Annotated in this window: 24 protein-coding genes and 1 pseudogene; 12 read left to right on the top strand and 13 right to left on the bottom strand. The window is 44.3% G+C overall.

All coding sequences use genetic code 11. The annotated features are described in order from the left end of the window. The first annotated feature begins 276 nt into the window (after positions 1-276). Complete coding sequence (locus IE130_RS03560) at positions 277-2,766, top strand: site-specific recombinase (protein WP_189581768.1); 2,490 nt, start codon at positions 277-279, stop codon at positions 2,764-2,766. 53 nt (positions 2,767-2,819) lie between these two features. Here IE130_RS03560 and IE130_RS03555 read toward each other — a convergent pair whose 3' ends face one another. The 6 genes from IE130_RS03555 to IE130_RS03535 all read right to left on the bottom strand — a co-directional run bounded on the left by IE130_RS03555 (position 2,820) and on the right by IE130_RS03535 (position 7,148). Then, positions 2,820-3,656: a symmetrical bis(5'-nucleosyl)-tetraphosphatase gene (locus IE130_RS03555; RefSeq protein ID WP_189581765.1), complete on the bottom strand. Its 837-nt coding sequence runs from the start codon at positions 3,654-3,656 to the stop codon at positions 2,820-2,822. Between the two features lie 64 nt (positions 3,657-3,720). Next, positions 3,721-4,584, bottom strand: a complete 864-nt coding sequence (gene rsmA, locus IE130_RS03550; RefSeq protein ID WP_189581762.1) for a 16S rRNA (adenine(1518)-N(6)/adenine(1519)-N(6))-dimethyltransferase RsmA — start codon at positions 4,582-4,584, stop codon at positions 3,721-3,723. A 287-nt stretch (positions 4,585-4,871) separates the two neighbouring features. Next, positions 4,872-5,207, bottom strand: coding sequence for a hypothetical protein (locus IE130_RS03545; RefSeq protein ID WP_227669829.1), 336 nt, complete (start codon positions 5,205-5,207; stop codon positions 4,872-4,874). Between the two features lie 12 nt (positions 5,208-5,219). Continuing rightward, entirely contained in the window at positions 5,220-5,345 is a 126-nt protein-coding gene (locus IE130_RS14310; protein ID WP_264997158.1) for a hypothetical protein, read from the bottom strand. A 171-nt stretch (positions 5,346-5,516) separates the two neighbouring features. Further along, entirely contained in the window at positions 5,517-6,839 is a 1,323-nt protein-coding gene (locus IE130_RS03540; protein WP_189581759.1) for an MFS transporter, read from the bottom strand. A 30-nt stretch (positions 6,840-6,869) separates the two neighbouring features. Next, entirely contained in the window at positions 6,870-7,148 is a 279-nt protein-coding gene (locus tag IE130_RS03535) for a metal-sensing transcriptional repressor (protein ID WP_189581756.1), read from the bottom strand. A gap of 213 nt (positions 7,149-7,361) precedes the next feature. Here IE130_RS03535 and IE130_RS03530 point away from each other — a divergent pair, with 213 nt between their 5' ends. Together IE130_RS03530 and IE130_RS03525 are read left to right on the top strand one after the other, a co-directional pair. Beyond that, a complete protein-coding gene (locus tag IE130_RS03530) occupies positions 7,362-8,102 on the top strand; it encodes a HupE/UreJ family protein (RefSeq protein ID WP_189581741.1) in 741 nt (246 codons plus the stop codon). 16 nt (positions 8,103-8,118) lie between these two features. Next, on the top strand, positions 8,119-8,757 hold the full coding sequence (locus tag IE130_RS03525; RefSeq protein WP_189581738.1) for a transmembrane anchor protein: 639 nt from the start codon (positions 8,119-8,121) through the stop codon (positions 8,755-8,757). A 220-nt stretch (positions 8,758-8,977) separates the two neighbouring features. On the opposite strand, the gene IE130_RS14140 is transcribed toward IE130_RS03525, so the two are convergent. Beyond that, complete coding sequence (locus IE130_RS14140; protein WP_227669830.1) at positions 8,978-9,367, bottom strand: DUF6122 family protein; 390 nt, start codon at positions 9,365-9,367, stop codon at positions 8,978-8,980. Between the two features lie 331 nt (positions 9,368-9,698). Beyond that, positions 9,699-10,787, bottom strand: coding sequence for a 4-hydroxythreonine-4-phosphate dehydrogenase PdxA (gene pdxA / locus IE130_RS03520; protein ID WP_189581735.1), 1,089 nt, complete (start codon positions 10,785-10,787; stop codon positions 9,699-9,701). Positions 10,788-11,121: 334 nt separating this feature from the next. Between pdxA and dnaB the strand changes: the two genes are divergently transcribed. The 3 genes from dnaB (at position 11,122) to argF (ending at position 14,903) form a co-directional block, all read left to right on the top strand. Beyond that, positions 11,122-12,525, top strand: a complete 1,404-nt coding sequence (gene dnaB / locus IE130_RS03515) for a replicative DNA helicase (protein WP_010198448.1) — start codon at positions 11,122-11,124, stop codon at positions 12,523-12,525. 150 nt (positions 12,526-12,675) lie between these two features. Further along, positions 12,676-13,782, top strand: a complete 1,107-nt coding sequence (gene alr, locus IE130_RS03510; RefSeq protein ID WP_189581733.1) for an alanine racemase — start codon at positions 12,676-12,678, stop codon at positions 13,780-13,782. A gap of 203 nt (positions 13,783-13,985) precedes the next feature. Further along, complete coding sequence (gene argF / locus IE130_RS03505; protein WP_010198425.1) at positions 13,986-14,903, top strand: ornithine carbamoyltransferase; 918 nt, start codon at positions 13,986-13,988, stop codon at positions 14,901-14,903. A 116-nt stretch (positions 14,904-15,019) separates the two neighbouring features. On the opposite strand, the gene rpiA is transcribed toward argF, so the two are convergent. The 5 genes from rpiA to IE130_RS03480 form a co-directional block, all read right to left on the bottom strand. After that, the gene (gene rpiA / locus IE130_RS03500; protein ID WP_189581730.1) at positions 15,020-15,679 is read right to left on the bottom strand and encodes a ribose-5-phosphate isomerase RpiA; all 660 of its coding nucleotides are present in this window, start codon (positions 15,677-15,679) and stop codon (positions 15,020-15,022) included. Positions 15,680-15,819: 140 nt separating this feature from the next. Next, positions 15,820-17,130: an arsenic transporter gene (locus tag IE130_RS03495; RefSeq protein WP_189581727.1), complete on the bottom strand. Its 1,311-nt coding sequence runs from the start codon at positions 17,128-17,130 to the stop codon at positions 15,820-15,822. Between the two features lie 175 nt (positions 17,131-17,305). Further along, the gene (arsH, locus tag IE130_RS03490) at positions 17,306-18,082 is read right to left on the bottom strand and encodes an arsenical resistance protein ArsH (RefSeq protein WP_189581724.1); all 777 of its coding nucleotides are present in this window, start codon (positions 18,080-18,082) and stop codon (positions 17,306-17,308) included. Next, positions 18,075-18,476 carry an arsenate reductase (glutaredoxin) gene (gene arsC, locus IE130_RS03485; RefSeq protein WP_010198418.1) on the bottom strand — a complete coding sequence of 134 codons (402 nt, stop codon included), beginning with the start codon at positions 18,474-18,476 and terminating at the stop codon, positions 18,075-18,077. Before arsC ends, arsH begins: the two co-directional genes overlap by 8 nt. Before the next feature lie 53 nt (positions 18,477-18,529). Further along, entirely contained in the window at positions 18,530-18,892 is a 363-nt protein-coding gene (locus tag IE130_RS03480; RefSeq protein WP_189581705.1) for an ArsR/SmtB family transcription factor, read from the bottom strand. A 185-nt stretch (positions 18,893-19,077) separates the two neighbouring features. Between IE130_RS03480 and ilvA the strand changes: the two genes are divergently transcribed. The 6 genes and pseudogenes from ilvA (at position 19,078) to IE130_RS03450 (ending at position 24,642) form a co-directional block, all read left to right on the top strand. Then, on the top strand, positions 19,078-20,631 hold the full coding sequence (gene ilvA / locus IE130_RS03475; protein WP_010198415.1) for a threonine ammonia-lyase, biosynthetic: 1,554 nt from the start codon (positions 19,078-19,080) through the stop codon (positions 20,629-20,631). Between the two features lie 409 nt (positions 20,632-21,040). Next, a pseudogene (locus tag IE130_RS14305) lies at positions 21,041-21,181 on the top strand (excalibur calcium-binding domain-containing protein); the annotation flags it as partial. Positions 21,182-21,366: 185 nt separating this feature from the next. After that, positions 21,367-21,807: an RNA-binding S4 domain-containing protein gene (locus IE130_RS03465; protein WP_189581703.1), complete on the top strand. Its 441-nt coding sequence runs from the start codon at positions 21,367-21,369 to the stop codon at positions 21,805-21,807. 332 nt (positions 21,808-22,139) lie between these two features. Then, positions 22,140-22,637, top strand: a complete 498-nt coding sequence (locus IE130_RS03460; protein WP_189581700.1) for a low molecular weight protein-tyrosine-phosphatase — start codon at positions 22,140-22,142, stop codon at positions 22,635-22,637. Between the two features lie 93 nt (positions 22,638-22,730). Further along, on the top strand, positions 22,731-23,879 hold the full coding sequence (murB, locus tag IE130_RS03455; protein ID WP_227676115.1) for a UDP-N-acetylmuramate dehydrogenase: 1,149 nt from the start codon (positions 22,731-22,733) through the stop codon (positions 23,877-23,879). 34 nt (positions 23,880-23,913) lie between these two features. Next, on the top strand, positions 23,914-24,642 hold the full coding sequence (locus IE130_RS03450; RefSeq protein ID WP_227676114.1) for a YdcF family protein: 729 nt from the start codon (positions 23,914-23,916) through the stop codon (positions 24,640-24,642). The last annotated feature ends 92 nt before the right edge of the window (positions 24,643-24,734 follow it).

Genomic DNA, 24,734 nt, shown 5'->3' with positions numbered 1-24,734 from the left:
TAGCTGTATTTACTGTTTAATAGCCAAATAATCATGACAAAAGGGACAGTCTCGCTACTGTCCCTTTTTTTGCCAAAAATATTTTTTAAATAACTGCTAACAAAATAATTAACTATCGATGCATCGTTCCGATTAGAATAACGCAAAGCAAACTATCGCTTAAGTTACTTCATAGTATTACCAAGCTTGTAGTCATAACCTATAGTGTATACCAGATAATAATATTCAAAATCTAACAATAAAAACGGTTGAAACCACCATGATAAAGGATGCGACGTGCCAGAATTAAAACGCATTTTACAACAGATTACGGCGCTAAGTGATGTACCCGATCCTGCGGTACTAAAACGCTTAATAGATGAGCTACGGGTCACTGAAAAAGAGCCTGTCTTGGCCAATGATAACATTCAGAACCTCATTGATGTCATTCGTCAGCATCCAGAATATGGTGACGGCCTTGCCAGCTTTGTATTAAAGCTCATTATCCAATACCGGCAAATTGCACTCTATACCGATACTGGCATTATGTCGGATCAGGGATTTTTTAATAGTTTGCGCCGTTTAGTTGGCCATCGACTTTTGCCAATACTACCGCAAGAGGACTCCGTGGTTGAGTTGGTTGGTTACCTATTTAATAAGCGTTCTGATGAGCGTTGGTTGGCCAATATCGACAAAGAAAAATGGGATGAGCTGGTTGAATTATTGAGAGTCAAAGAAGAACACTTAGATCTAGTCGCCACGGCGAAAAACAGTATTTTAAACGCGATTATCATTTTATCTTATCGCATCAGCGGTCTTGGCTTGCATCCTGACTTGATGGATTCTTACCCGCAAATGCTGAACTACTCAGCCTCTTTTGTAGCGCAAAATCAAGAAGCCGTCTTATTCGTCAATCAATACAGGCAGGCGCATGAGCTTGATACTTTGACTGATATCACCCCCGAAAAAGCTGTCGATCCAGCGCCGTTGCTTGTCATGATTGAGCAATGCGAAGATATCGTTGCCACGGTTCGCAAACGTATTTATAAGACGGGTATTTCTATTCGACTGACCAATATGATGCTGCGCCTCGACCAAAGCTTGCAGCGTATGCGTATCTTGACTGAACTGGTGACTGATGATTATAACAAGCGTGATCTGGCCGTCATTGAACTGATACAAACGCTGATTACCACTGCCAATCGTCGCTATAGTATCGGTTATTTGATTGATAATAATACCAAACTGCTCTCGCGCAAAGTGACTGAAAACGCGAGCCGTGTCGGTGAGCATTACATTAGCACCGATAAATCTGGTTATCAGAAGATGTTTAAAAAGGCCTCTATCGGTGGCTTTATCATTGCTTTTATGGCGACCACCAAGATATTGGCTTATCATTTAGCCCTCGCACCAATGGGTCGGGCATTTATCAATAGCATGATTTATGGCTTGGGTTTTGTCTTTATTCATGTCATTCGCGGTACAGTCGCTACCAAGCAGCCTGCCATGACGGCGGCGGCTATTGCCTCCACTATATCAGATGGCTCTGGCAAGAAGTCTCATCAGCTAACTAAGCTGTCAGAATTGGTGGTCGATATTTTACGTACCCAGTTTGTCGCTATCATGGGTAATGTAATGCTAGCGGTACCGGTCGCTCTTATTATCTCTTTTGCTTGGCTGCAATATACAGGCACGCCGATGATTGATACTGAGAAGGCTGGGCATCTCTTGCATGATCTTGATCCTTTTCGCTCGCTCGCCCTTCCCCATGCTGCCATTGCTGGTGTCTATTTATTTTTATCGGGTCTGATCGCTGGTTATTACGACAACTTAGCGGTTTATAACCATGTGGGCGCACGTATACAGCGGCATAAGTTACTCAAAATCCTCCTGCCTAAATCATGGCTACAGCGCTTTGGTGGCTTTGTAGAAGCGAACTTGGGTGCCATCATGGGCAACTTTTTATTCGGGGTGTTCTTAGGCAGCACTGCCACTATCGGCTTTATTTTTGGCTTACCAATTGATATTCGCCATATTGCTTTTGCTTCAGCCAACTTGGCGCATGGACTGTTTAACATGTCCGCTGATGATATAAGCTGGAACGTCATCTTACTGTCCATTCTTGGTGTTGCTCTTATCGGTATCGTCAACTTGATGGTCAGCTTTTCCCTCGCCTTGTTCGTGGCGCTACGCTCAAAAGAAGTGCGCTTCTTTGAATGGGGACGTCTGACCAAATTGGTTTTTGGTCATATTATCAGTCACCCATCTGACTTTTTTTGGCCACGCGACAAACCGATGAAATATGCTCGTATCGATAGCCAAGGTCGTATGATATTTGATGATACTTCAGGGCAAAAAGGCGGCAAGCCTATACCTGCTAATTACGTTGTGCGCCGCTTATCGGACGTAAAAATATTGCCCAAATCCATGCAAGGCAATATGAAAAATGATCCAGCAGTGACTGACATACAGTATGACAATCAAACATCAGACAGTAATTTTGATCCTGAGATGACTAGTCGTGAAGCGTATAGCACCACCCATCCAACCATGGCCAAACAAGTGATCGATCTCGATGATGGTCTGATGGATGACAACCTCAATAGTGTGCCGTACACCGATGATATTCAATATGATAGAAGCACTAAGGCGCTTGATAGCTTTGCGACTAGTAGTAATGAAATAAGCCGTGATGAGGCAGACAATACTGACTCTGATAGCAAAGGTGCTGGCGATGCCAAAACCCCACTGCCAAAACCGAAAAAACCACCCAATCTGCCCAGTTAAATGGGCAGTTTTGGTGGTTTTGATGACACGCCCCAGTTAATGAGCTGCCATAGTTATAACGGATGACAATGAGCACTTGACGTTATTACTTCTTCGTCGCCCAATCGATAGGCCAATAAATAATTACCCCAGACACAGCCGCCATCCAAAGCGCGCGCATGTGGCAGATCGACCTCACCTTTTAACGCGGCCCAGTGACCAAATAATATCTTACGCGTGCGCGGTACTTGCCACTCAAACCACGGCAAAAAATCCTTTGGCATCGAATCATCTAAGCTTGCCGTAAAGCTAAATTCGAGCGTACCATCCTGCTTGCATAAGCGCATACGGGTAAAGTAATTGGCAATCGCGCGCATTTTGGTAAAGCCGTTGATACCTGTATGCCAATCATCGGCCGTCTTGCTATATAAGTGTGGCAACAACCGATCAAGCTGCTTTAAGCTGCCTCGTAATTGCGCCTCTAACTGCTGGGCATAGTCCGCTGCTGCTTCAATAGTCCAATGTGGCGGGATGCCAGCATGTACCAGTACGGTATTGGCATCAGGATAAGCCAGTATCGGCTGCTGACGTAACCAATGTAATAGCTCATCACAATCATCGGCAGCAAAAATTGGTGCGGTCTTGTCTTTTTTCTTAATTTTAGCGGCACCGCGCCAAACAGCGATCAGGTTAATATCATGATTACCCAATACGGTAGCCGCAGCGCCTTGCTCACAGAGCGCCTTTACATGACGCAACGTATTCAGTGAGTCTTCGCCGCGTGCCACCAAGTCACCTGCAAACCACAACTTATCTTGAGTAGGGTCAAAATCCAATGTTTCGAGTAGATGAAGATACGCCGCATAACAACCTTGCAGATCACCGATGACGTACTGGTGGCGAAAACTCATAAATCCTCTATCTTTTATGTGATGACTTTTATTCATATCTAGATAACTATTTTTGGATGATGAATTAATCTGCTACTTTGCCTGCCTGATTACTCAAATTGACAAAATCTTTCACACTCAAGACTTCAGGGCGTGCTTGTGGATCGATACCACAAGCGGCAAAGTCATCCTCGCTCAACGTCGGCAACAAGGTTGATTTTTTAAAAATAGCCCGTAAGGTCTTGCGACGATGATTGAAGGTTTCGCGTACCACAATCGCGAAATACTCTTCGTCTTCTGCCACAACCGGTTTATTAATGTGCGGTGTCAGGCGAAAGACAGCGCTGGTGACTTTTGGTGGCGGATTGAATGCGCCACGTGGCACAGTTAATAAATAATCCGTATCACAGTGGTATTGCATAATGACCGACAAGCGACCATACGTCTTGCTGCCAACGTCAGCAGTAATACGCTCGACGACTTCTTTTTGCAACATAAAGTGCATGTCTTGAATCACATCGGCATAACTGAGCAAATGAAAAAGTATCGGCGTAGAAATATTATATGGCAAGTTACCCACCACGCGTAGCTTACCGCGCTCCTCGCTATACAACTCACGATAATCGACATGCATAGCATTGTCTTTGATAATTTCAAAATTCGGATGGCTATTGGCACCGATACGAATACGCAGGCTATCCGCCAAATCACGATCCAACTCTACGACCGTCATCGCATCCACTTCTGCCAATAACGGCTCAGTCAGCGCACCCATACCTGGGCCAATCTCGATTAAATTGTCATCGCGCTCTAAGCGAATGCTCTCAACAATCTCACGGATAACACTGCGGTCATGTAAGAAATTTTGACCAAAGCGTTTACGCGGTTGGTGTTTGGCAGCCCGTAGGCTATTGGAAATGGTTTGGGCATCAAACGAAGTTTTGGACATAAAAGAGTCTTAATGTATAAAAGAGAAATGGGCTATGGCAGCAATATGCTGGTATTATAATGACAAATTATACCACAGCTCATAATTAGGCTGTGTTTTTGAGACGTTTTATCGATAAGCTACCCATACTTTATCGAAACAGATACAGTGAATTTTTCTACCCAACGTCATTTGTCATAACACCCGTTATGGGAATAAGATAAAAGTTATTAATGTGAAAGGTCAGCTTAATCTTTAGATTAAGCTGGGATGGTCTCGCGGTTTTTATTGAAAAACATTCTTAGTAATTATTGTGGGTAATTATGAGTCCAACCCTCTGCTACAATTTCCTTAACCGCTTGATCATAATGCTCTGGTAATAAATTATTTCTGTAGTAAATACTGTCTATGAGCTCTTCTGTAGTTAACCCACCTTTCAAACTATTAATCATTCTCTGATACGGCTCGCGAACTTCAGGCCATGACAACTCATCGCCCAGTACTCTACCAACATAAGTCATCATATAACTTTGAAAGGAAAAAGGTTTCTCTATTTTACCCTGTATAGCTAGACGGTATACAGGCTCGAAGGCTTCTAATACTGGTTTAATAACTTGTGTTTCCTTACTTACAGCTTTACTCACATCTTCGTCTGTCTATTGATCACGATATGTAGAGAAAGCCCCTATAATACCTTCTCTTGATTTCCAATTTATCAGCGCCGTTTTAAACTCAATAGCAGCTTGCTCTATTTCTGGTTTATTCATATTAAATGTTGTCATGTTATTTCACCTCTATGACGATATAGAAATAAGCATGGTTTCCTAGTGAGGACTTGAACACTAGGCTGTAGGCTATTTATATCAGTAGTCAAAGTCATTTATAGTAGCTCAGTGTACATAGCAGTGTACTTTTTATTATAAAATAGCGAACCCCCATGTACAGGATCTATATCAAGAACCAGAGCTTGGCCAACGCGGATGATAGTCATCAACTATGAAAGGATGGGTATGGCGTAAGCCGTTAGGTGTAGGAGATCCTGTAGCATGAACATGACCTTCTGGTAGATTGGCATGTTCGTGCTCAATCTCTTTTAAATCAATAGACGGCCATACTCTAAAAGCCGCCCATACCGCTAGTGCAGCAGCACCGCCTAATACCGCAAAAGCTACGGTCATACTGTAGCGCGCACCTAACCAACCCGCTAATGGATAGAACACTAACCAACTGACGTGAGACAAAGCAAACTGAGCAGCAAACAATGCAGGACGATCTTCCTGATGTGAGGATCGCCATAGCAAGCGTCCAGCAGGTGTCAGAGCAGCAGAATAACCCAAACCTAGCACGAACCATAAGGCCATAAGCGAGTTTTGTCCCATCATCAAGGTACCAGCGAACATACCCACCACAAGCAACCCTACACCGCTTAACATGACGCTGCGATCTGTCAGCTTACCCAATAAACTTGGCAAAGCCAGTGCCGCAATCATAGAACCTGCGCCAAAGCTCGCCAATGCTAATGCGACTGCACTCTGAGTGAGTCCCATACCACCTTGGATAATCACCACGGTATTTACAAAGACCATAGACGCAGCGGCAGAAACGGCAACATTAACAGCGAGTAATCCGCGCAGTCGAGGGGTCGCTAAATAGATACGAATGCCGCGCGTGGTTCTATCATAAATGCTACGGCGCGCGGGCATTGCATGCGCTGGTAGCGTGACCGATACGACCAATATGGCAGACGCTAAAAATCCCAGTACTGTTCCCGTAAATAGATTGTGAAAGCTCATTACTGTCAGCAATGCTGCCGCTAACATGGGACTGACTAGACTTTCCATATCGTAAGCAAGGCGTGAGAGCGACAAAGCTTTGGTGTAATCCGCTTCATTAGGCAGAACATCAGGAATAGTGGCCTGAAAAGTAGGCGTGAAAGCTGCTGAGGCGGCTTGCAATACAAAGATCAACACATAAACCTCCCAGATTTGGGAAACAAATGGTAAAAGCAGGGCGACACCGGCTCGTATCACATCTAGTGTCACTAGCAGCGTGCGTTTAGGCAACCGTTCGGCAAAGGCCGCTGCAATGGGTGCCACGCCAACATAGGCAATCATTTTGATGGCCAATGCCGTTCCCATGACGACCCCAGCATTATTGCCTGCCAAATCAAATGCCAAAAGGCCTAGCGCCACCGTAGCTAGACCAGTACCAATCAGGGCAATCACTTGCGCGGCAAATAAATGGCGATAAGTTCGGTTTGCAAAGATACTAAGCATGGAGTGTCTCTTTAAATCAGTCGGTTGATCTTATAAGTAACGAGTTATTTCCTTGAACTCCTCTATAGAGTCCTGCTGATCTTTGTCAACAGCCCCTAATAAGTCTTCAAGGCAATGATCTAAATGGTCTTGAATTAACACTTTTTTAGCTTGATGAATGGCATTTTCTACCGCTTGCAGTTGCTGCGCTATATCAAGACAGGTTCGACCCTCAACCAACATCTCTATCGTGCTGCTTAAATGACCATTCGCTTTTTTGAGGCGTGTGATTACGGCTGGATGAGATGCGTGTACGTGTGGTTTTTTCATAATGACAGTGTCCTTTCTCTAGAGAGCGCCATTATACCTCACAAGACTTGAGATTTTATGGTTGACATTATCCCCCCCTAGGGGATAGTATCTTACTCCTTAAGTATTCGATTTGCATTTAAAATTTTCATAATTTTAGAGTTTTTTCTAAAAAGCACATATTTCTAAAAAGCACATACACGTATTCATCACTCTTACACTATAGGATTCTTAATGTATAGCCATGTCTACAATAGGCTTCCAAGATCGCCATGGGCGACTTGGCAGACCCGTCTGTTAGTACTCTCAATACTGCTTATTTGTCTTGTTACTGGTAGCAATGAAGCGCTTGCTCATGCGGTAACCGCAGGGGATAAAGGGTATATTCAGGAGATTTCAGGAGTCAATATTCTGCCCTTCATGTACTTAGGCGCTAAGCACATGATTACGGGATATGACCATATCCTGTTTCTCTTCGGGGTCATCTTCTTTCTTTACCGTATGAAGCATATTGGTGTCTATGTGAGCCTATTTGCATTAGGTCACTCCGCCACGATGATTTTAGGCGTGTACTTCAACATCGGTATGAATAGTTACCTGATCGATGCGATTATTGGTCTCTCTGTCGTTTACAAAGCGTTAGACAATATTGGTGCCTTCCAGAGATGGTTTGGGTTTCAGCCAAATACTAAAATAGCGGTGCTTGTCTTTGGTCTTTTCCACGGCTTTGGGTTATCTACTAAGCTCCTTGAATATGAGATGTCGCCTGACGGTCTACTCCCTAACTTACTCGCCTTTAACGTCGGTGTGGAGATTGGGCAGCTACTGGCTCTAGCCATCATATTAATTGGCATGAGCTATTGGCGTCGTACGCTAAGTTTCATCCGTAACGCCTATACCGCCAACGTGGCTATGATGAGCGCAGGATTTATTTTAGTGGGCATGCAGCTCACTGGCTATTTAATGTCTTCTTAATTCAAGGGTTTTTAATATGTATAACAGTGATACTCCTTTACAAGCTGAACTTCCCACTTCAAAGCAGCTCGTCAAATCTACTATTTTAGCTGGCATCGCAGCAGTCGTTCTCTTATTTACGGTGGTTCTTCCCGCTGAGTATGGTATTGATCCAACTGGGATTGGTAGTGTTCTTCAATTGACAGAAATGGGACAAGTTAAGCAGCAATTGGCAGATGAAGCTGCCGCCGATGCAGCGGGTTTACTAGCAACTGACACAATGACGTCTGAAACACCAAATATAGATGGTGTGACTGAGCAAGCAATGAGTGCCACACCCGCTGATACTGCCATCGCAAGTGGTGAATGGCGCGATGAAACTCCCTTTACCTTGACGCCAGGGGAAGGAATAGAGATTAAAATGAAAATGGATTCAGGTGCCAAGACTGAATACTCTTGGGTCGTGACAGGCGGTGAGGTCAACTTTGATACTCATGGCGATGCATTAGGCAAGGCTATTAGTTATGAGAAAGGTCGCGGCGTTGCCGCTGATGAAGGGGTTTTAGAAGCCGCATTTACAGGCAATCACGGCTGGTTTTGGCGCAATCGTGGCGATTCAGATGTTGAAGTTATTCTGCGTACCCGTGGCGATTACAGCAGTATTAAAACGATGTGAAAACAGTAGTGGTTAGTGCGATCTTACTGTTGCCTACTTAGAAACTGAATTGTTTTATCAAATGTGTAGCAACACTCTAAATAAATTCTAGTGGTAGAACACATTAGGTCTGCTGCTAGGTTTATTTAAAATTGGATAGCAAGGGCATAGATGCTGCTACTAGAAGTTATGAGAGAGTTGATTGGTAGGATAAATACTAGACGATATTCTTATAGCTGCATCAAGTGCTTGTAGCTCTGACTAACCATTCCACCAACTCACGAGCAGGAGCGTCATTCAAACACTGTGGGCAATTCAGATAGGTCATTACGCAGTCGTTCAAATCAGTGAGAATATGCAGTAATAATCCCAAACCAATTATTTTATACGGCTTAGGTAAAAACAACATAGCTGCATATACTGCCATCGCATAATAAGTATGGAGTGGATGAAAGTTAATACTGCATCGATTGGGCGAGAAAATAGGTGTGGCTAGTAGGTGATCTAGATCCACTAGCATAGTTGCTAACAAGATCAAATATACGCGTTTATAGTCATTACGAAAAAATGTATAGGCGATAATCAACGGCATACCGAAATGTAGAAAATAATGGATAACGGTTTGAATCATCGTTTTTTCCAGCTCAAGATAGTTTGCAGTGGCACATCAATCTCAGATAAAACATAAGGCATTTTTCGCCTTCCGAATGCATATGAAATATATTCATCATACACTCACTTCCTCTTTATCGTACCTGTCCAGAAAACAGCTAGTCCTGTTAGGGTATACCCCAAGGGAACCAGTCATTTCACCCTTTAAACCTATTAACAGACCACTTAAAATAGACCGCTATAATGGAACCACTTATATTAGAGTGTTTTTGATGATGCATAGACAGATAGGCATTGCTGGCACTAAAGTGACCCAATACTGCGTGACAATTCTCGCTAAGGCACCAGTTTTATACAAGAGGTCTATTAATAAGCGATTTATCCGCCATCTCATTTGCCATCAATAATGCTTGGTATAAGCTAGTGGCACTTGCACCTCCACGTCCCGCTAAATCAAGCGCCGTACCATGATCGACCGAGGTACGAATGTAAGGCAATCCCAAAGTTAGGTTGACCGTATCACCAAAGCCATGCGATTTTAGCACCGGCAACCCTTGGTCATGATACATAGCAATCACTGCATCACAGTTTGCTAAATGTCTAGGCGTAAACAAAGTATCTGCTGGCATCGCCGTTGATATATTGACGCCTGCATCAATAAACGCTTGTAATACCGGATTGATAATCTCAATTTCCTCGATGCCCAAATGCCCACCCTCGCCTGCATGAGGATTAAGACCACAAACCAAAATGCGTGGCTGCATTAAGCCAAACTTCTCTCGCATATCATCGATGACGATTTGTACTGTTTGGCGGACATTGTCAGCAGTGATGGCGGCAGGAATATCTTTTAGTGCCAGATGCGTGGTGACGAGCGCCACTTTCATGGCTTGATTAGCAAGCATCATGACGACTTTCTCACAGCCACTTTGCTGCATAAAAAACTCGGTATGACCGCTAAACATCGTGCCATCGAGCAATTTTATACCAGCATCTATCAAGGCAGATTTTTGCAATGGTCCTGTGACGATAGCAGCGACTGCTTTTTTGGTTGCCAACTGATGGGCAACTGCTAATTGCGTGGCAACCATCGCTGAATTACTGATATTAATTTGTCCATGAACGACTGGCACAGCACAAGGCGTATTCAGCAGAATAAAAGCACTATCGCTGTTCAAAGTTTGCTGTGATAATTGACTTAAAAAATCATCAGTTTCTATATTTGCATCCATCGTTTGCCAAGCTGGACAGCTTTCGAGTACGCCTGCCATTACAAGTGTATCTGCGCGCTTTTGCATAGCGGTGCTATCTGCCGTAACCCAAATGGGACGTTCAAAATCTTGCAACTTACCTTCAGCCGCTAATAGCAGTACGACGTCCATACCAATGCCAGCAGGCTCACCTGTGGTAATAAGCAGCGGCAGTCTTTTATTCGTCATAACAATGACCTTATTTTAAATTAAGTAATTGATTTTATTGTATTTATAATTAAACCTACCATCTTCTGTATCTGGACGTTATATTCTATTTCACAGTCTAGGAATTTCTATAACTACGCATTTAGTTATTTATCTCGTCTAAAAAAAGCACATAATGTGTTAAACTTTCGCCTCTGATTGTAGCATTTACAAGCAAGCGCAAGACCGCCTTTTACTACTTTTTGCGTTTTAGAACTTCTTATATTCTGGCATTTTTACCATAGAGTATGCCTGACTTGTTTTGCTACATGACCAACCCACATTCTTATACCGATTTTTAACTCATTAGGCACTCATGGCAGATACTGAAAAAACCGACGACTTACTCAATCAAACCCCGCCGCACAATATCGATATTGAAAAGGCTTTGCTTGCGTCTTTGATGAGTATCGAAGAGGCGTACGATAAAATTGCGGATATCGTCACAAAAGATGACTTCTACGCTGGACGACATCAATATATTTTTGATGCCATTGCCCATTTAGCAGCCGTCAATGAACCTTATGATACGGTCATGGTACACGACTGGCTAGAAGCGCAGAAGTTACTCAAAGGTGCAGGTGGTGACAGTTACTTAGCAGATATTCTGAGCCAAAGTCCCGCCACTTTATTTAACCTCACAGCTTACGCTCAGCGTGTACGTGAGCTATCTACTCTACGCCAACTGATCACTACTGGCAATGAGATGCTAGCGCTTGCCTATAATCCTAAAAGCCAAAGTGTTAGTGATATTTTGGACAGTGTCGAGGGCAAAATATTTAGTATCAATGAGCAGCACAATAAACGTGCCGAACAACGTGGCCCTGTAGGCATCACCTCTGTGCTGACCAATGTCATCGATAAAATTCAAGAGCTTAAATCCAATCCCGACGGCATGATTGGGTTGCAGACGCCATTCGCTGAGTTGAACAATAAAACGCAGGGGCTGCAAGCAGGCGATTTGATCATTGTCGCTGCACGTCCCTCTATGGGTAAAACAACCTTTGCCATGAACCTGGCAGAAGGGATTTTATTTAACGAAGATTTACCGGTTGTGGTGTTTTCGATGGAGATGCCCGCAGAGTCTATCGTCATGCGTCTGCTGTCATCGTGGGGTGCAATCAATCAGACGCACTTGCGTTCTGGTCAAATGAATGAAGATGAATGGGCAAAAATGATGAACGCCATTCAACACCTCCAATCAAAACACTTGTATATCGATGACAGTACTGCCCTGCCACCATCTGAGATGCGCTCACGCTGTCGCCGTATCGCCAAAAACCATGATGGCAAGCTTGGTGCTATCGTGGTCGATTACCTACAATTGATGAAAGTACCCAATCTCGATGGCAACCGTGTGGGCGAGATTTCTGAGATTTCTCGTAGTTTAAAAGCACTGGCACGTGAGCTTGAATGTCCCGTCATTGCGTTATCGCAGCTTAACCGCAGTCTAGAGAACCGCCCTAACAAACGTCCTATCATGTCGGATTTGCGTGAATCGGGTGCGATTGAGCAGGATGCCGATTTGATTATGTTTATCTATCGTGATGAGGTCTATAATGAAAACTCAGACCACAAAGGTGTGGCTGAAATTATCATCGGTAAACAACGTAACGGCCCTATTGGTACGCTACGGTTAGGCTTTGAAGGTCAATTTACCCGCTTTATCAACTTAACGCCCGAGTACTATCAAAACGCCAGCTTTGAAAATGATGAATAACCAATCTTATAAAGTTTAAGTTTGATAAAGACGTAGAGGTTTGATCATCAATTAACAAATAATTTTTTAGAAAATAGCCAGTGCTGCATTAGCCAATTGATGCCGTACTGGCTTTATAACTTCATAATTCTACTCATAAAGAAGGCGATTATGCGCACCATTACTATAAAACCAAAAGCCATTACCCATAACCTCAATCAAGTAAAACAACGAGCACCGCAGTCTAAAGTGTTGGCTATGGTCAAATCAAACGCTTACGGACATGGCGTTGCGGCAGTCTTGCCAGCATTACAGCAAGCAGATGGCATCGGTGTCGCCACCTTAACTGAAGCGCTAGAAGCCAGAAAATTGGGGTGGAATAAGACCATAGGATTGGTAGAAGGTGCGTTTACCGCCGATGAATGGCAACAAGCGATTGATCATGAGATTAGCTGCGTGATTCACCACGGACCACAGCTAGAATGGGCCCTGCAAAACATTCCGCCAACTGGCAGTGCAACTAGAGTGGCTTGGCTTAAATACAATACGGGTATGAACCGTTTGGGTTTCAATGCTGAAGGCGTATTATCAGCAGCCCAGCGTTTACATGAAGCAGGCTATCAGCTGATACTAGCCACGCATTTTGCCAATGCTGATGACCATGACCACCCATTAAATGCGATGCAAATTCAGCGTTTCTCAGACGTATTATCGACTTTACAAAGTACTATTAGCCCAGATATCAAAGGCTCATTATGCAATTCTGCTGGTATCGTTAATTTTCCAGAGCACCATTATGATTGGGTACGTCCAGGCATCATCTTATATGGTAGCTCCCCTGTTACTGACCAAAGCGCACAGGAATTAAACTTGCAAGCAGCGATGGATTTTAGTGCTCAAATCATTGCGCTACAGACTGTCAGTGCCAATGATGCTATCGGTTATGGTAGTCGCTGGCAAGCCAAGCAAGACACTAGAACGGCATTAGTGAGTGTAGGCTATGGAGATGGCTATCCGCGTGTGGTCACAGGCGACGCTTATGTCACGGTCATCGATGCCGATAGCACCCAACACTACCGCTGCCCTGTGATTGGGCGTGTGGCCATGGATATGATTGTCATTGATATCAGTAACGCGCCTGAGAGCCTTGCTTTGGATAGTAAGGTGGTTCTTTGGGGCGATGCGCCGCGCGTCGATGAAGTCGCAGGACATGCGGGCACGATTAGCTACGAGCTACTGTGCCGCCTCAGCATACGTCCAAACCGTGTACTGGCGTAGTCATCGAAACCTATCAGGATTTAACGGTTAACTACTCTGTTTAACGTATTTGGTGAGCCATTGAATCTTGATAAAATTGCCCGTTTACATTGAAAGTAAATACGCTATACTAAAAGTTTGTTGTCAACCCAGTATACGCACTGACGCGATGCTATTGAACACTGATGACGTTTCACTGACTGCGATCGACTGCTAGGATTACTATGAGTTTGCGCCATTTTTTGACCTTATCTGATTTAACCAAACAAGAACTAGAAAACCTAATCAAACGTGCAAGCGAATTGCGTAAGATGCAACACGCAGGCGAGATCTATCAGCCTTTTGTGGGTCGTACGCTTGGCATGATATTTGAAAAGTCATCGACTCGTACCCGTATCTCGTTCGAGACAGGCATGGGTCAATTTGGTGGCAATGCCATATTTTTATCACCGAACGACACGCAGCTCGGTCGCGGTGAGCCATTAGAAGACTCAGCCCGCGTGATTTCTAGCATGGTTGATATCATCATGATTCGTACCTTTGGACACGAAAAAGTTGAAACCTTTGCTGAATACTCAAGTGTGCCTATTATCAATGCGTTGACCGACGACTACCATCCTTGCCAATTACTGGCAGATATGCAGACCTACTATGAGCATCGCGGTAGTATCGAAAACAAAATCGTGACATGGGTCGGTGATGGCAACAATATGTGCTCATCATTTATGCAAGCTGCCAATCAGTTTGGTTTTGAATTACGTGTGGCTGCGCCTTATGGATTTGAGCCTGATCCAAAGCTCATGGAGCGCTTCTCACATTGCGTCAGTCTAGTAGAAAACGTGCAAGATGCGGCAAAAGACGCCAATTTAATCGTCACCGACGTGTGGGCAAGTATGGGGCAAGAGTCAGAGCAAAACACGCGCGCGCGTCGTTTCGCGCCTTATCAAGTAACACCTTCTCTATTAGACAAAGCTGATCCTGAAGTGGTGTTTATGCACTGCTTGCCAGCCCATCGTGGCGAGGAAATCTCCCATGACATGCTTAACGACCCACGCTCTGTCGTTTGGGACGAAGCCGAAAACCGCTTACATGCCCAAAAAGCATTGATGGAATTTTTGCTAAAAGATAAGATCAAAATCTAAGAAATATAGCGATAAGCTATTTATCAACGAGTAAATATAAAAAAGGCACATCACATCTACAGTGATTTGCCTTTTTGTTTTTTGCTATAAATTCGGTACATTATGATCAAGAAATTTTAACGAGTAAGTGTGATTACCCCATTACTACCCGCTTTTAACAACACATCGGCTTGGTTGGCGGCAAAGATACCATTACAGACCACACCAACGATATTATTCAACTCTTTCTCAAGCGCTATTGGATTGCTCACATCTAAGTCATACGTATCTAAAATCACATTGCCATAATCAGTGACAAAATCATCACGGTAAACAGGATCGCCGCCCAGACGAGCTAGCTGCCGCGCCACATACGAGCGTGCTTGTGGTAATACTTCGATCGGTACTGGGAACGCGCGGCCTAGTATTTCGACACTCTTACTCTCATCGACCATACATATAAATTTATTAGATGCCGCCGCGACGATTTTTTCACGCGTGAGTGCCCCGCCGCCACCTTTGATCAATTGCAAGTGTTCATTGACTTCATCAGCACCATCAATATAAACATCTAGCGTACCAGCAAAGTTCAAATCTACTATTTCAATGCCAAGTGCACGAAGCTTATCTTCAGTCACTTGTGAGCTGGCAACCGCGCCAGCAAGCTTTAACTGCGGCAAGAGCTCAATCAAACAGTTGACCGTACTGCCTGTGCCTACCCCAAGTATCATACCGTCTTCGATATAGCTTAGCGCTGCTTTGGCGGCGGCTTGCTTCTGTGCTTGCTGATCACTCATCATAAATCCTTGGTAAAATAAACGTATCGTTTTAAAAAAGTAAATGGCAAAAGAGGTAAAATGCGCGGCTATTATAACCGATGACTTTAATGGATGTCAGCGTATAGCCGGTTCTGATAGCAAGATATCACGTCAATCTTTTACAATCGAGATAAATGTGGCAACCAAAAAACCAAGGCTAGCAGCGTGGCTAATAATACTGGCGGTGTAATAATTAGCCCGATTTTCATATACTGCCCCCAGCTTATTTTATAGTCTTTCTCTGCCAATACATGCAGCCACAATAAGGTTGCCAGACTTCCAATAGGCGTAAATTTTGGACCCAAATCATTGCCAATCACATTGGCATAAATCATCAACTCACGAGTAGAGGCAGGTACTTGCGCGCTATCAATCGCTAATGCGCCTACGAGAGTAGATGGCATATTGTTCATGACTGAAGCCACAATAGCGGAAAGAAACCCAGTCCCTAATGTTGCTATCAGATTGCCTTGCTTCCCTAACCAAGTTAAAACGTGAGCACCGTAAGCGGTTAACCCTGCATTACCCAAACCATAAACCACCAAATACATACCGATTGAAAACAACACGATCTGCCAAGGCGCTTTACGTACAATGTCAGACACAGAAATGACGGCGCCTCGACCACCTTGCCACCAGCGACCTGCGATTGCCATCAGTAGTAGCGCGGCGACTCCGGTGACGAGTGAAATAGGCAATCCCAAGGACTCCGTTGCAAAATAAGCAACCAGTAATAATGCCAATAGCGGAAAAGCCGCTCTAAAAACTAACGGATCTTCGATAGCAGACATTGGCGCGCTAAGATTGGCAATGACATAGTGTTTTGGGATTTGACGTGCATATACCACCCATAACACCGCTAATGTCGCGATGACAGAGACAATATTTACCGGCACCATGACCGCCGCATAACGTCCAAAGCCAATATCAAAATAATTGGCGCTGACGATATTGACCAAATTAGACGTAATTAAAGGCAGGCTGGCAGTATCAGCAATGAAGCCAGTCGCAATGATAAAAGCCAAAGCGGATGGCGGTGAGAACTTAAGACGTAGCAGAATAGCAATGACAATCGGGGTCAGTAGCAATGCCGCCCCGTCATTGGCAAAGAAGGCTGAAATGAACGCACCCAATATCACAATCATGGGAAACAACAACCGCCCTTGCCCATTGCCCAGTCTGGCCACATGTAGAGCCGCCCAACCAAAAAATCCTGCTTTATCTAAGATAAGCGAGATAATAATAAGCGCCACAAAGGTAAAAGTCGCATCCCAAACGATGTCCCATACCACACCGACATCTGATAGCTGCACCACACCGAAAGCCAAGGCGACCAATGCACCGCCCATTGCGCTCCAACCAATGCCCAATCCTTTAGGCTGCCATATCACCAAAGCCAAAGTCACGATAAAAATAATGAGTGCGAGCATGGAGCAACCTTATTTACAGCGTATTAATTGTATAGTCAGTGAAAAGCAATATCGATACATCATGCACTGCTGATATCAATTTTTTATAGCCTCTGTCTGTGCAGGCACAGCAAGCAAGAAAAATTGATATCAGTAGTGCCGTAGCGTTTTTAGGGTGTTTTGACTATATAAGAGATTAGATCGATTTTTGATTGACACGTTGCGACACTGCTTCAGCGTTTTCAACTCGTTCTGAATAGCGATCAGTCAGATAGGCTGAACGCCCACGCGTGAGCCAAGTGAACTTCACCAACTCTTCGCAGACATCCACAAGACGCAGGTATAAGGGCGACTTATCCATACGATTATCATCATTAAATTCTAAAAAGGCTTTAGGAATAGATGATTGATTCGGGATAGTAATCATCCGCATCCAACGCCCGAGAATACGCAATTGATTGACCGTATTAAAGCTTTGGCTGCCACCGCTGACTTGCATCACGGCTAAGGTCTTACCTTGGGTCGGACGTACGCCACCCAGTGATAACGGAATCCAATCGATTTGTGCTTTCATAATACTGGTAATGCTGCCATGACGCTCTGGACTGACCCACAGCATGCCTTCTGACCACTGCGCCAGCTCGCGTAATTCTTGTACTTTAGAGTGATTGCTATCAGCATCATCAGGCAACGGCAAACCCGATGGATTAAAAATCCGCACCTCGCAGCCATACCAACGCAGTAGACGGCTAGCCTCTTCGGCCGCCAGTCTAGAAAAAGAGCGCTCACGTAACGAACCATATAGCACCAGTATCTTGGGTGGATGTCGTGGGTCGTTTGGCGCAATCAAAGACTCAATATCAATAGGTTGTATATTGAGTGAATCAATATTGGGCAAGTCACTTAGATTATATAAGTCACTTAGATTAGACAAGTCATCTACGTCAGGTTGCCCTGTATTAACCTTAACCATGATGTAGAACCTCTCCATCTTCTTTAGTAAAGCTACTGACTGGATTCTCTAATAATTCAAACACTCGCTCTGAAGGTCGGCATAGCGCTGCGCCCTTATTGGTGAGCACAATAGGACGGTTGATTAAAATAGGATGCGCAATCATGGCATCGATAATCTGATCATCAGATAGCTCAGGATTATCTAATCCCAATTCATCATTAATGGCTTCCTTACTTCGTAATAACTCTCTTGGGGAGATGTTCATCTTTGCCAACAGCTCTACTAAGTATTCACGGGCTGGTGGAGTTTTTAGGTATTCCACGACTTCTGGATGCTCACCAGATGCCTTCATGATGGCTAACGTATTACGAGAAGTACCGCATTTTGGATTATGAAAAATTAAGGATGTCATAGCAATTTCACCTATTTTATCGATGTAATTTATTAAATGGGTTTGGCTTAGTATTAGGGCCTATCTTTATTGTCAGATATATCACTTTCACATCCGTTTAAACTGCTCATAAGTGATGCGCATAATTCTGGATGTCCTGCACAACAATCTTGCAATAGGAACTGCACAACGGCTTCCATATGCGACAGCGAGGCGCGATAGATTATCTGCCGGCTGTGCCGTTGAGAGACCACCCACCCCGCTCGTGCCAGCACCGATAGATGCGCTGACATGGTGTTATGTGGCACTGACAATTGACGGGCTATTTCACCCGCAGGCAGACCTTCAGGCTCTTGACTAACAAGCAACCTAAAAGCCTTAAGACGAGTATCTTGAGAGAGCGCAGCAAAGCTTGCGATAGCATTAGTTATTTCCATATGTCCAATAATATAGACATATGGAAATAATTCAATGTTTTTTAATAAAATATTTATAGACAACCAACCTCATCTTTCATCAAAATTTTAAATCATGCAAAAACTGCAATTGTGTCTTGCAAGATAGTTAAAATCAGCATAGGCTAATCTATTTCGTTTTTATATTCACTTTTTTAGGAATCATTATGCTGTCACACTGGGTACGAGCCATCTTGCAAGCCACCGTTTATGACGTTGCTATTCAAACGCCACTAGAAGCGGCACCCAAGCTGACCCAACGTTTTGCTAATGATATTCGTTTTAAACGCGAAGATTTACAACCGGTCAAATCCTTTAAATTGCGCGGTGCTTATAACCGCATCAGCCAATTGAGCGATGAGCAAAAAGCGCGCGGCGTCATTTGTGCTTCAGCGGGCAACCATGCACAAGGGGTTGCCTACTCTGCACGCAAATTATCGCTTAACAACATCATTGTCATGCCGACCACCACACCCGATATCAAAGTGGATGCGGTGAGAGCGCTTGGCGGGAATGTCGACTTACATGGTGATAGCTTTGACCAAGCCAACCGCTATGCGATTGATCGTGCTGAGCGTGAGGGCCTAACCTTTATTCCACCTTACGATGATGAGCTGGTCATCGCCGGACAAGGCACCATTGGACTTGAGCTGACCCAACAATGGCGTAATATGGATTACGTCTTCGTCGCAGTTGGCGGTGGTGGTCTCATCTCAGGTGTCGCCGCATTCTTAGGAGAAGTGGCGCCGCATGTCAAAGTCATCGCCGTAGAAGCGGAACAATCAGCCTGCTTAAAGGCGGCACTCGAAGCGAATGAACGCGTGAAACTTGAGCAAGTAGGACTCTTCGTCGATGGTGTGGCCGTTGCCCAAATTGGCGAGTTGCCTTTTGAGGTAGTACGTACTCAAAAAAGCGATAACTCGGGTCCTGTGGTCGAACCTGAGGTCGTTACTTGTAGTAATGATGAAGTCTGTGCTGCCGTCAAAGACATTTTTGAAGAAAACCGTAGCATCGTTGAACCCGCCGGTGCACTGTCTGTTGCTGGTATGAAAAAATACATTGAAGCTCATAATCTACAAGGTAAAAACTGCGTCGGTATCATTTGCGGCGCCAATATGAATTTTGATCGCCTGCGTTATATCGCTGAGCGTACTGAAATTGGTGAGAAAAAAGAAGCCATTTTTGCCGTAACGATTCCTGAGCAAACTGGGGCGTTCTTAAACTTCTGCCGTAGCCTACATGGACGTAATATCACTGAATTTAACTACCGTGCCGATAGCAAAAAATCCCCAGACTCGATGGAACCTGCGGCGATATTCGTCGGCATCGCCCTAAAAGAAGGGGATAAAGAGCGCAAAACCATCAGCAATCAGTTGGCAGACGATGGTTATACCGCGCATGACCTAACCGATGATGATATCGCCAAATCACATATCCGTCATTTGATTGGTGGTCACGCACATGTCGAAAATGAGCAGCTGTTAAAGATTGCCTTTCCTGAACGTCCCGGGGCGTTGCTTACTTTCTTAGAAAAGCTGGGCGATGATTTTAATATTACCTTGTTCCATTACCGCAATCATGGTGCTGCTGAAGGCCGTGTGTTGGTTGGTCTACAAGCCTCTGAAAGTAATTCACGTTTATTACAAGACGCCCTACTTGATATCGGCTATGACTGTACGACTATTACCGACAATATCGGCTATCAACTGTTTTTGAAATAAACAGAATAGCGATAAGCCATTCTCTAGCATGGCCGTTTTTTAATGAATTAGAAAACGGCCATTAATGAATTCGTAGAGGTTGTTCGTTTGTAGAAATCATTAACTTATAGTGATTATAATGTAGCGGTTATCAAACAATGTAGCGGTTATAAACAGGTACTGAACGATGATTAAGAAGATATTAATAACCGTTATATTGCTCGTTTTAGCACTTGTGGGTTATAGGATACTTCAACCTAAAGACGCCATGAACACTCCTACCCCTGAAGTTATGGCTGACCGCTCTGCTAATGGTGCTTTCACATCTACTGACTTCGATGATATACCACCAACCTATGTCGATTTAGAGGCAACTTCATCATCAGTTTCAGTGGTAAATCCAGTATTAGCGCCACAAACAGCAGTAGCAAGCTTTTCGTGTGACGGTAGAAAACATTGTTCCCAGATGACATCCTGTGCAGAAGCGACTTACTTCTCCAACCACTGTCCCAACACAAAAATGGATGGCAACCATGATGGCATACCTTGTGAGAAACAATGGTGTAAATGATTTTATATAAAGCATAAATTGAGCGACTGCTATGCATGTTCCTTCAATAGCTAAGTCGAAGCTTCCATGCTCAGCACTATTGGCGATGAAAATCTACTTTTACATATTTTAATAGCTTTCTGCTCTTTCAATTGGCAAAAAAAGCACCATTATTATCTTACTTTATTGATATCTATGAGGTTTTGATGAGTAAACACAATAAAAACCACAATCAACCCAGCCATAGCCAACCTGATGCTGTGCGTATGCGTCTTGATAAATGGTTATGGTCAGCGCGTTTTTATCGCACCCGTACCCTTGCCAAAGAAGCCATCGAGAGCGGACGGGTACATTATGCAGGTAGTCGTGTAAAGACCAGCAAAGAGATTGCCGTTGGAGATGAATTGAGTATTCGCCAAGGCTCAGCCACTGCAATGACTGAAAAAACCGTCATTGTCGAATCGCTAACAGCGCAACGTGGTAATGCAATTGCCGCGCAAGTATTGTATTCAGAGACTGAAGAGAGCGAAGAGCGTCGTGCTTATTATGCTGAGCAGCGCAAACTTGCCAACCTTGCCCGCCCTGATAACAAACCCAATAAGAAAGAGCGCCGCGACATACAACGCTTTAAGAACAAGCAAGACTGACAGCTATAGTCAAATCCACTATAAAAGTGTGACAGCGTTAACCCTGCTTGAAGTATGACCTATACCTATACCTCTGCATTCGGTTGCCTTGTACCACTTTCAAATTGAACCGACTATACTAACGTTAATAAATCATTCTATCTCTAAAAGCTGAGCAGCTTTTAGAGATAATCATTTGCGTGACCCTATTGTTTAGCTTCTACCCTTGCCATTCAAGGTATTAAGCGTTACGCTGATTACTTATTTATCTACTAGATAGCATGCTCATAAACCGCATCATCAATGCCGGTTTTTTATGGCATGTTTTTTTTGTTGTAAGAAAAGGTCATATTATGCTGATGAAAACTTGTACCCCATCGTCCGTATTATTGGTTTGTTTAGGGAATATTTGCCGGTCACCAACTGCTGAGGAAGTTTTTCGTCAGCAAGCGGCGATTGCAGGCTTATCGATCAAGGTAGATTCAGCAGGCACTGGCGACTGGCATATTGGTCATGCGCCAGATGAGCGTGCACAGCGCCATGCAAAAGCATACGGTTACAAAATCAACAAACTGGTTGCCCGCCAAGTAAGTGCTGATGACTTTCGTAATTTTGAGTTAATACTGGCAATGGACACGCAAAATTTAGCCGACCTACAAGCCATTAAAGACAGTCTATCGGATACAGATGACAATTTAGCAAAGTTGGCGTTATTCAGTGAAGAAGATCCTACTTATGGCGGCGATGACGTGCCAGACCCTTATAAAGGCGATAGTGATGCCTTTGAAGAAGTGATTGAACGGATTGAGTCAAGCGCACAGGCTTGGATCGAAAGTTGGAAGACTTGCTAGCGATACCGTCTATATTTATGCTACTTTTATAGACTGTATCCTTTATAATAAACACCGCATCATTTTTTGTTTATTTGCCCCATAGGCTATGTTATGACCTCAGCTGTGCATCTTGAATCCCGCGACCAACACCTTGTATCAACTGAGTTACCGATTGACTTATTCAGTGCGCAGTCGGTCGATTTGTCGCATGGTAATACCATGGCGTTGGCCTGTGTCGCTGACGCTGTCGTGACCTTGACAGATGAGGCGCAGCTAGACGTTTTTATGACAAGCTATGCCAATAATTCTGGGCATAAGCCATCGTTATTCGTCTTATCTGGCGGTAGCAACGTGTTATTGCCAGCAGAGTTAAATGCGGTGGTATTGCAGCCACAGATGCGTGGTATTCATCTGACTACTCAAACTGACGATTATGTTGATATTGAAGTGATGGCGGGTGAGAACTGGCATGATTTAGTGGTTCATACCGTTGAGCAAGGCTGGTATGGATTAGAAAATCTGGCACTGATACCTGGTCTAACGGGTGCTGCACCAGTACAAAACATCGGCGCTTACGGTGTCCAACTAGAGGACTGTTTACAATACGTCCGTGCTTATCATTTACCAACTCAAACGTGGCATCGTCTATCGCTGACAGACTGCCAGTTTGGCTATCGCGATAGTATTTTTAAGCGCACGCCTAATACATGGTTGATCAGCCGCGTTGGCTTTAGACTGCATACCGATACCAGCAGAATCCTAGCTAATTATGGCGATGTACAGACAGTAGCGCAGCGCTATGCTGAACAGCAACATCGTGAGCAACCCACTCCCGCCGACGTCATGCAAGCGATCATCGATATTCGTCAGCAAAAACTCCCTGATCCTAAGCAGCTGCCTAATTGTGGCAGTTTTTTTCAGAATCCTATTATTCCTCAAGCACAGTTTACTGCCCTACAACAGACTTATCCTGCTATCGTTGGCTACCCTATGCCCGAGGCAATGGTAAAGGTTGCTGCTGGTTGGTTGATTGAACAGGCTGGTTTAAAAGGTGGCGGTATCGCCCCTATTGTCACCCATCAGCAGCAAGCACTGGTGCTGACCAATCACACCCCTTATCGAGCCACCCAAGATGATGTGGCGACAGCTCAGCGCTATATCGCTGCTACCGTATATGAAAAATTTGCCATTCAGCTATCGCGTGAGCCTGTTTGGATAAATGCAGACGGCTCCATTGGGTATGATGAGCATGTGGTCTAAGCGGCTATTATCTAAGCGATTATGGCGATACTATTTGCGATCAGCCGAACGTATGGTGAAGCTGTTTCGCATCATTAACGTCACCTTTTTGCTCGGCTCAACCTCTGTCATTTTAGTGCTCATTAGCCTATTCACTCCGCTATTTTCGCAAGCGGTCGTTTATGTATTTATGCTTTTGCCATTGCCCAGCATGCCATCGGTCGCAAAGAGTTCTCCACCTACCGCTTATGTGGTTTTGGGTGGTGGTCTAACCAACGATCACGACAACCAAATTATCCTCAATAATTACAGTCTCAATCGTGCTCGTACCGCTGCCACTGCTTATCATGATTTACCCTTGCCTATTGTTCTCAGTGGTGCCGAAGCACCTTGGCTCGGTCAATGGCTCATCGAGCATGGCATTGATGGTCTGATAAGCGAAAACGCCAGTATGAATACGTGCGAAAATGCCCGCTTTACGGCTAAGCGCATTCCGCTACATCATGTTTATCTCATTACTGATGGCTACCATATGGCACGTGCCCGCAGACAATTTGCTCTAAATGGTATCAATAGCACGCCCATCGAGGCACCATTACCCGTCAGGCGTGACTGGATGAAACCAGCACAAAACCTGAGTCACTCACGGCGTGCCGTTTACGAAATCGCGGCCTACTTGCGAGATGTGATACGTCCGCAGATAGACTGTCGCCATGCGAATGACGTGACGTCCGAACAGCTATTGACACCCAGAGGTAATGCCGCAAAAACGCCTGTGCAATAACGTCAATAATTGGTTCATGCCATGGTTGATTGCCGTGACTTATATTTTCCAATGATTCGCTACATCACTTTTACCTCTACAAGTCATCCATT

Source organism: Psychrobacter glaciei (genome assembly GCF_014652895.1).
Taxonomy (GTDB): Bacteria; Pseudomonadota; Gammaproteobacteria; order Pseudomonadales; family Moraxellaceae; genus Psychrobacter; species Psychrobacter glaciei.
This window is presented reverse-complemented; position numbering and strand designations above follow the sequence as displayed.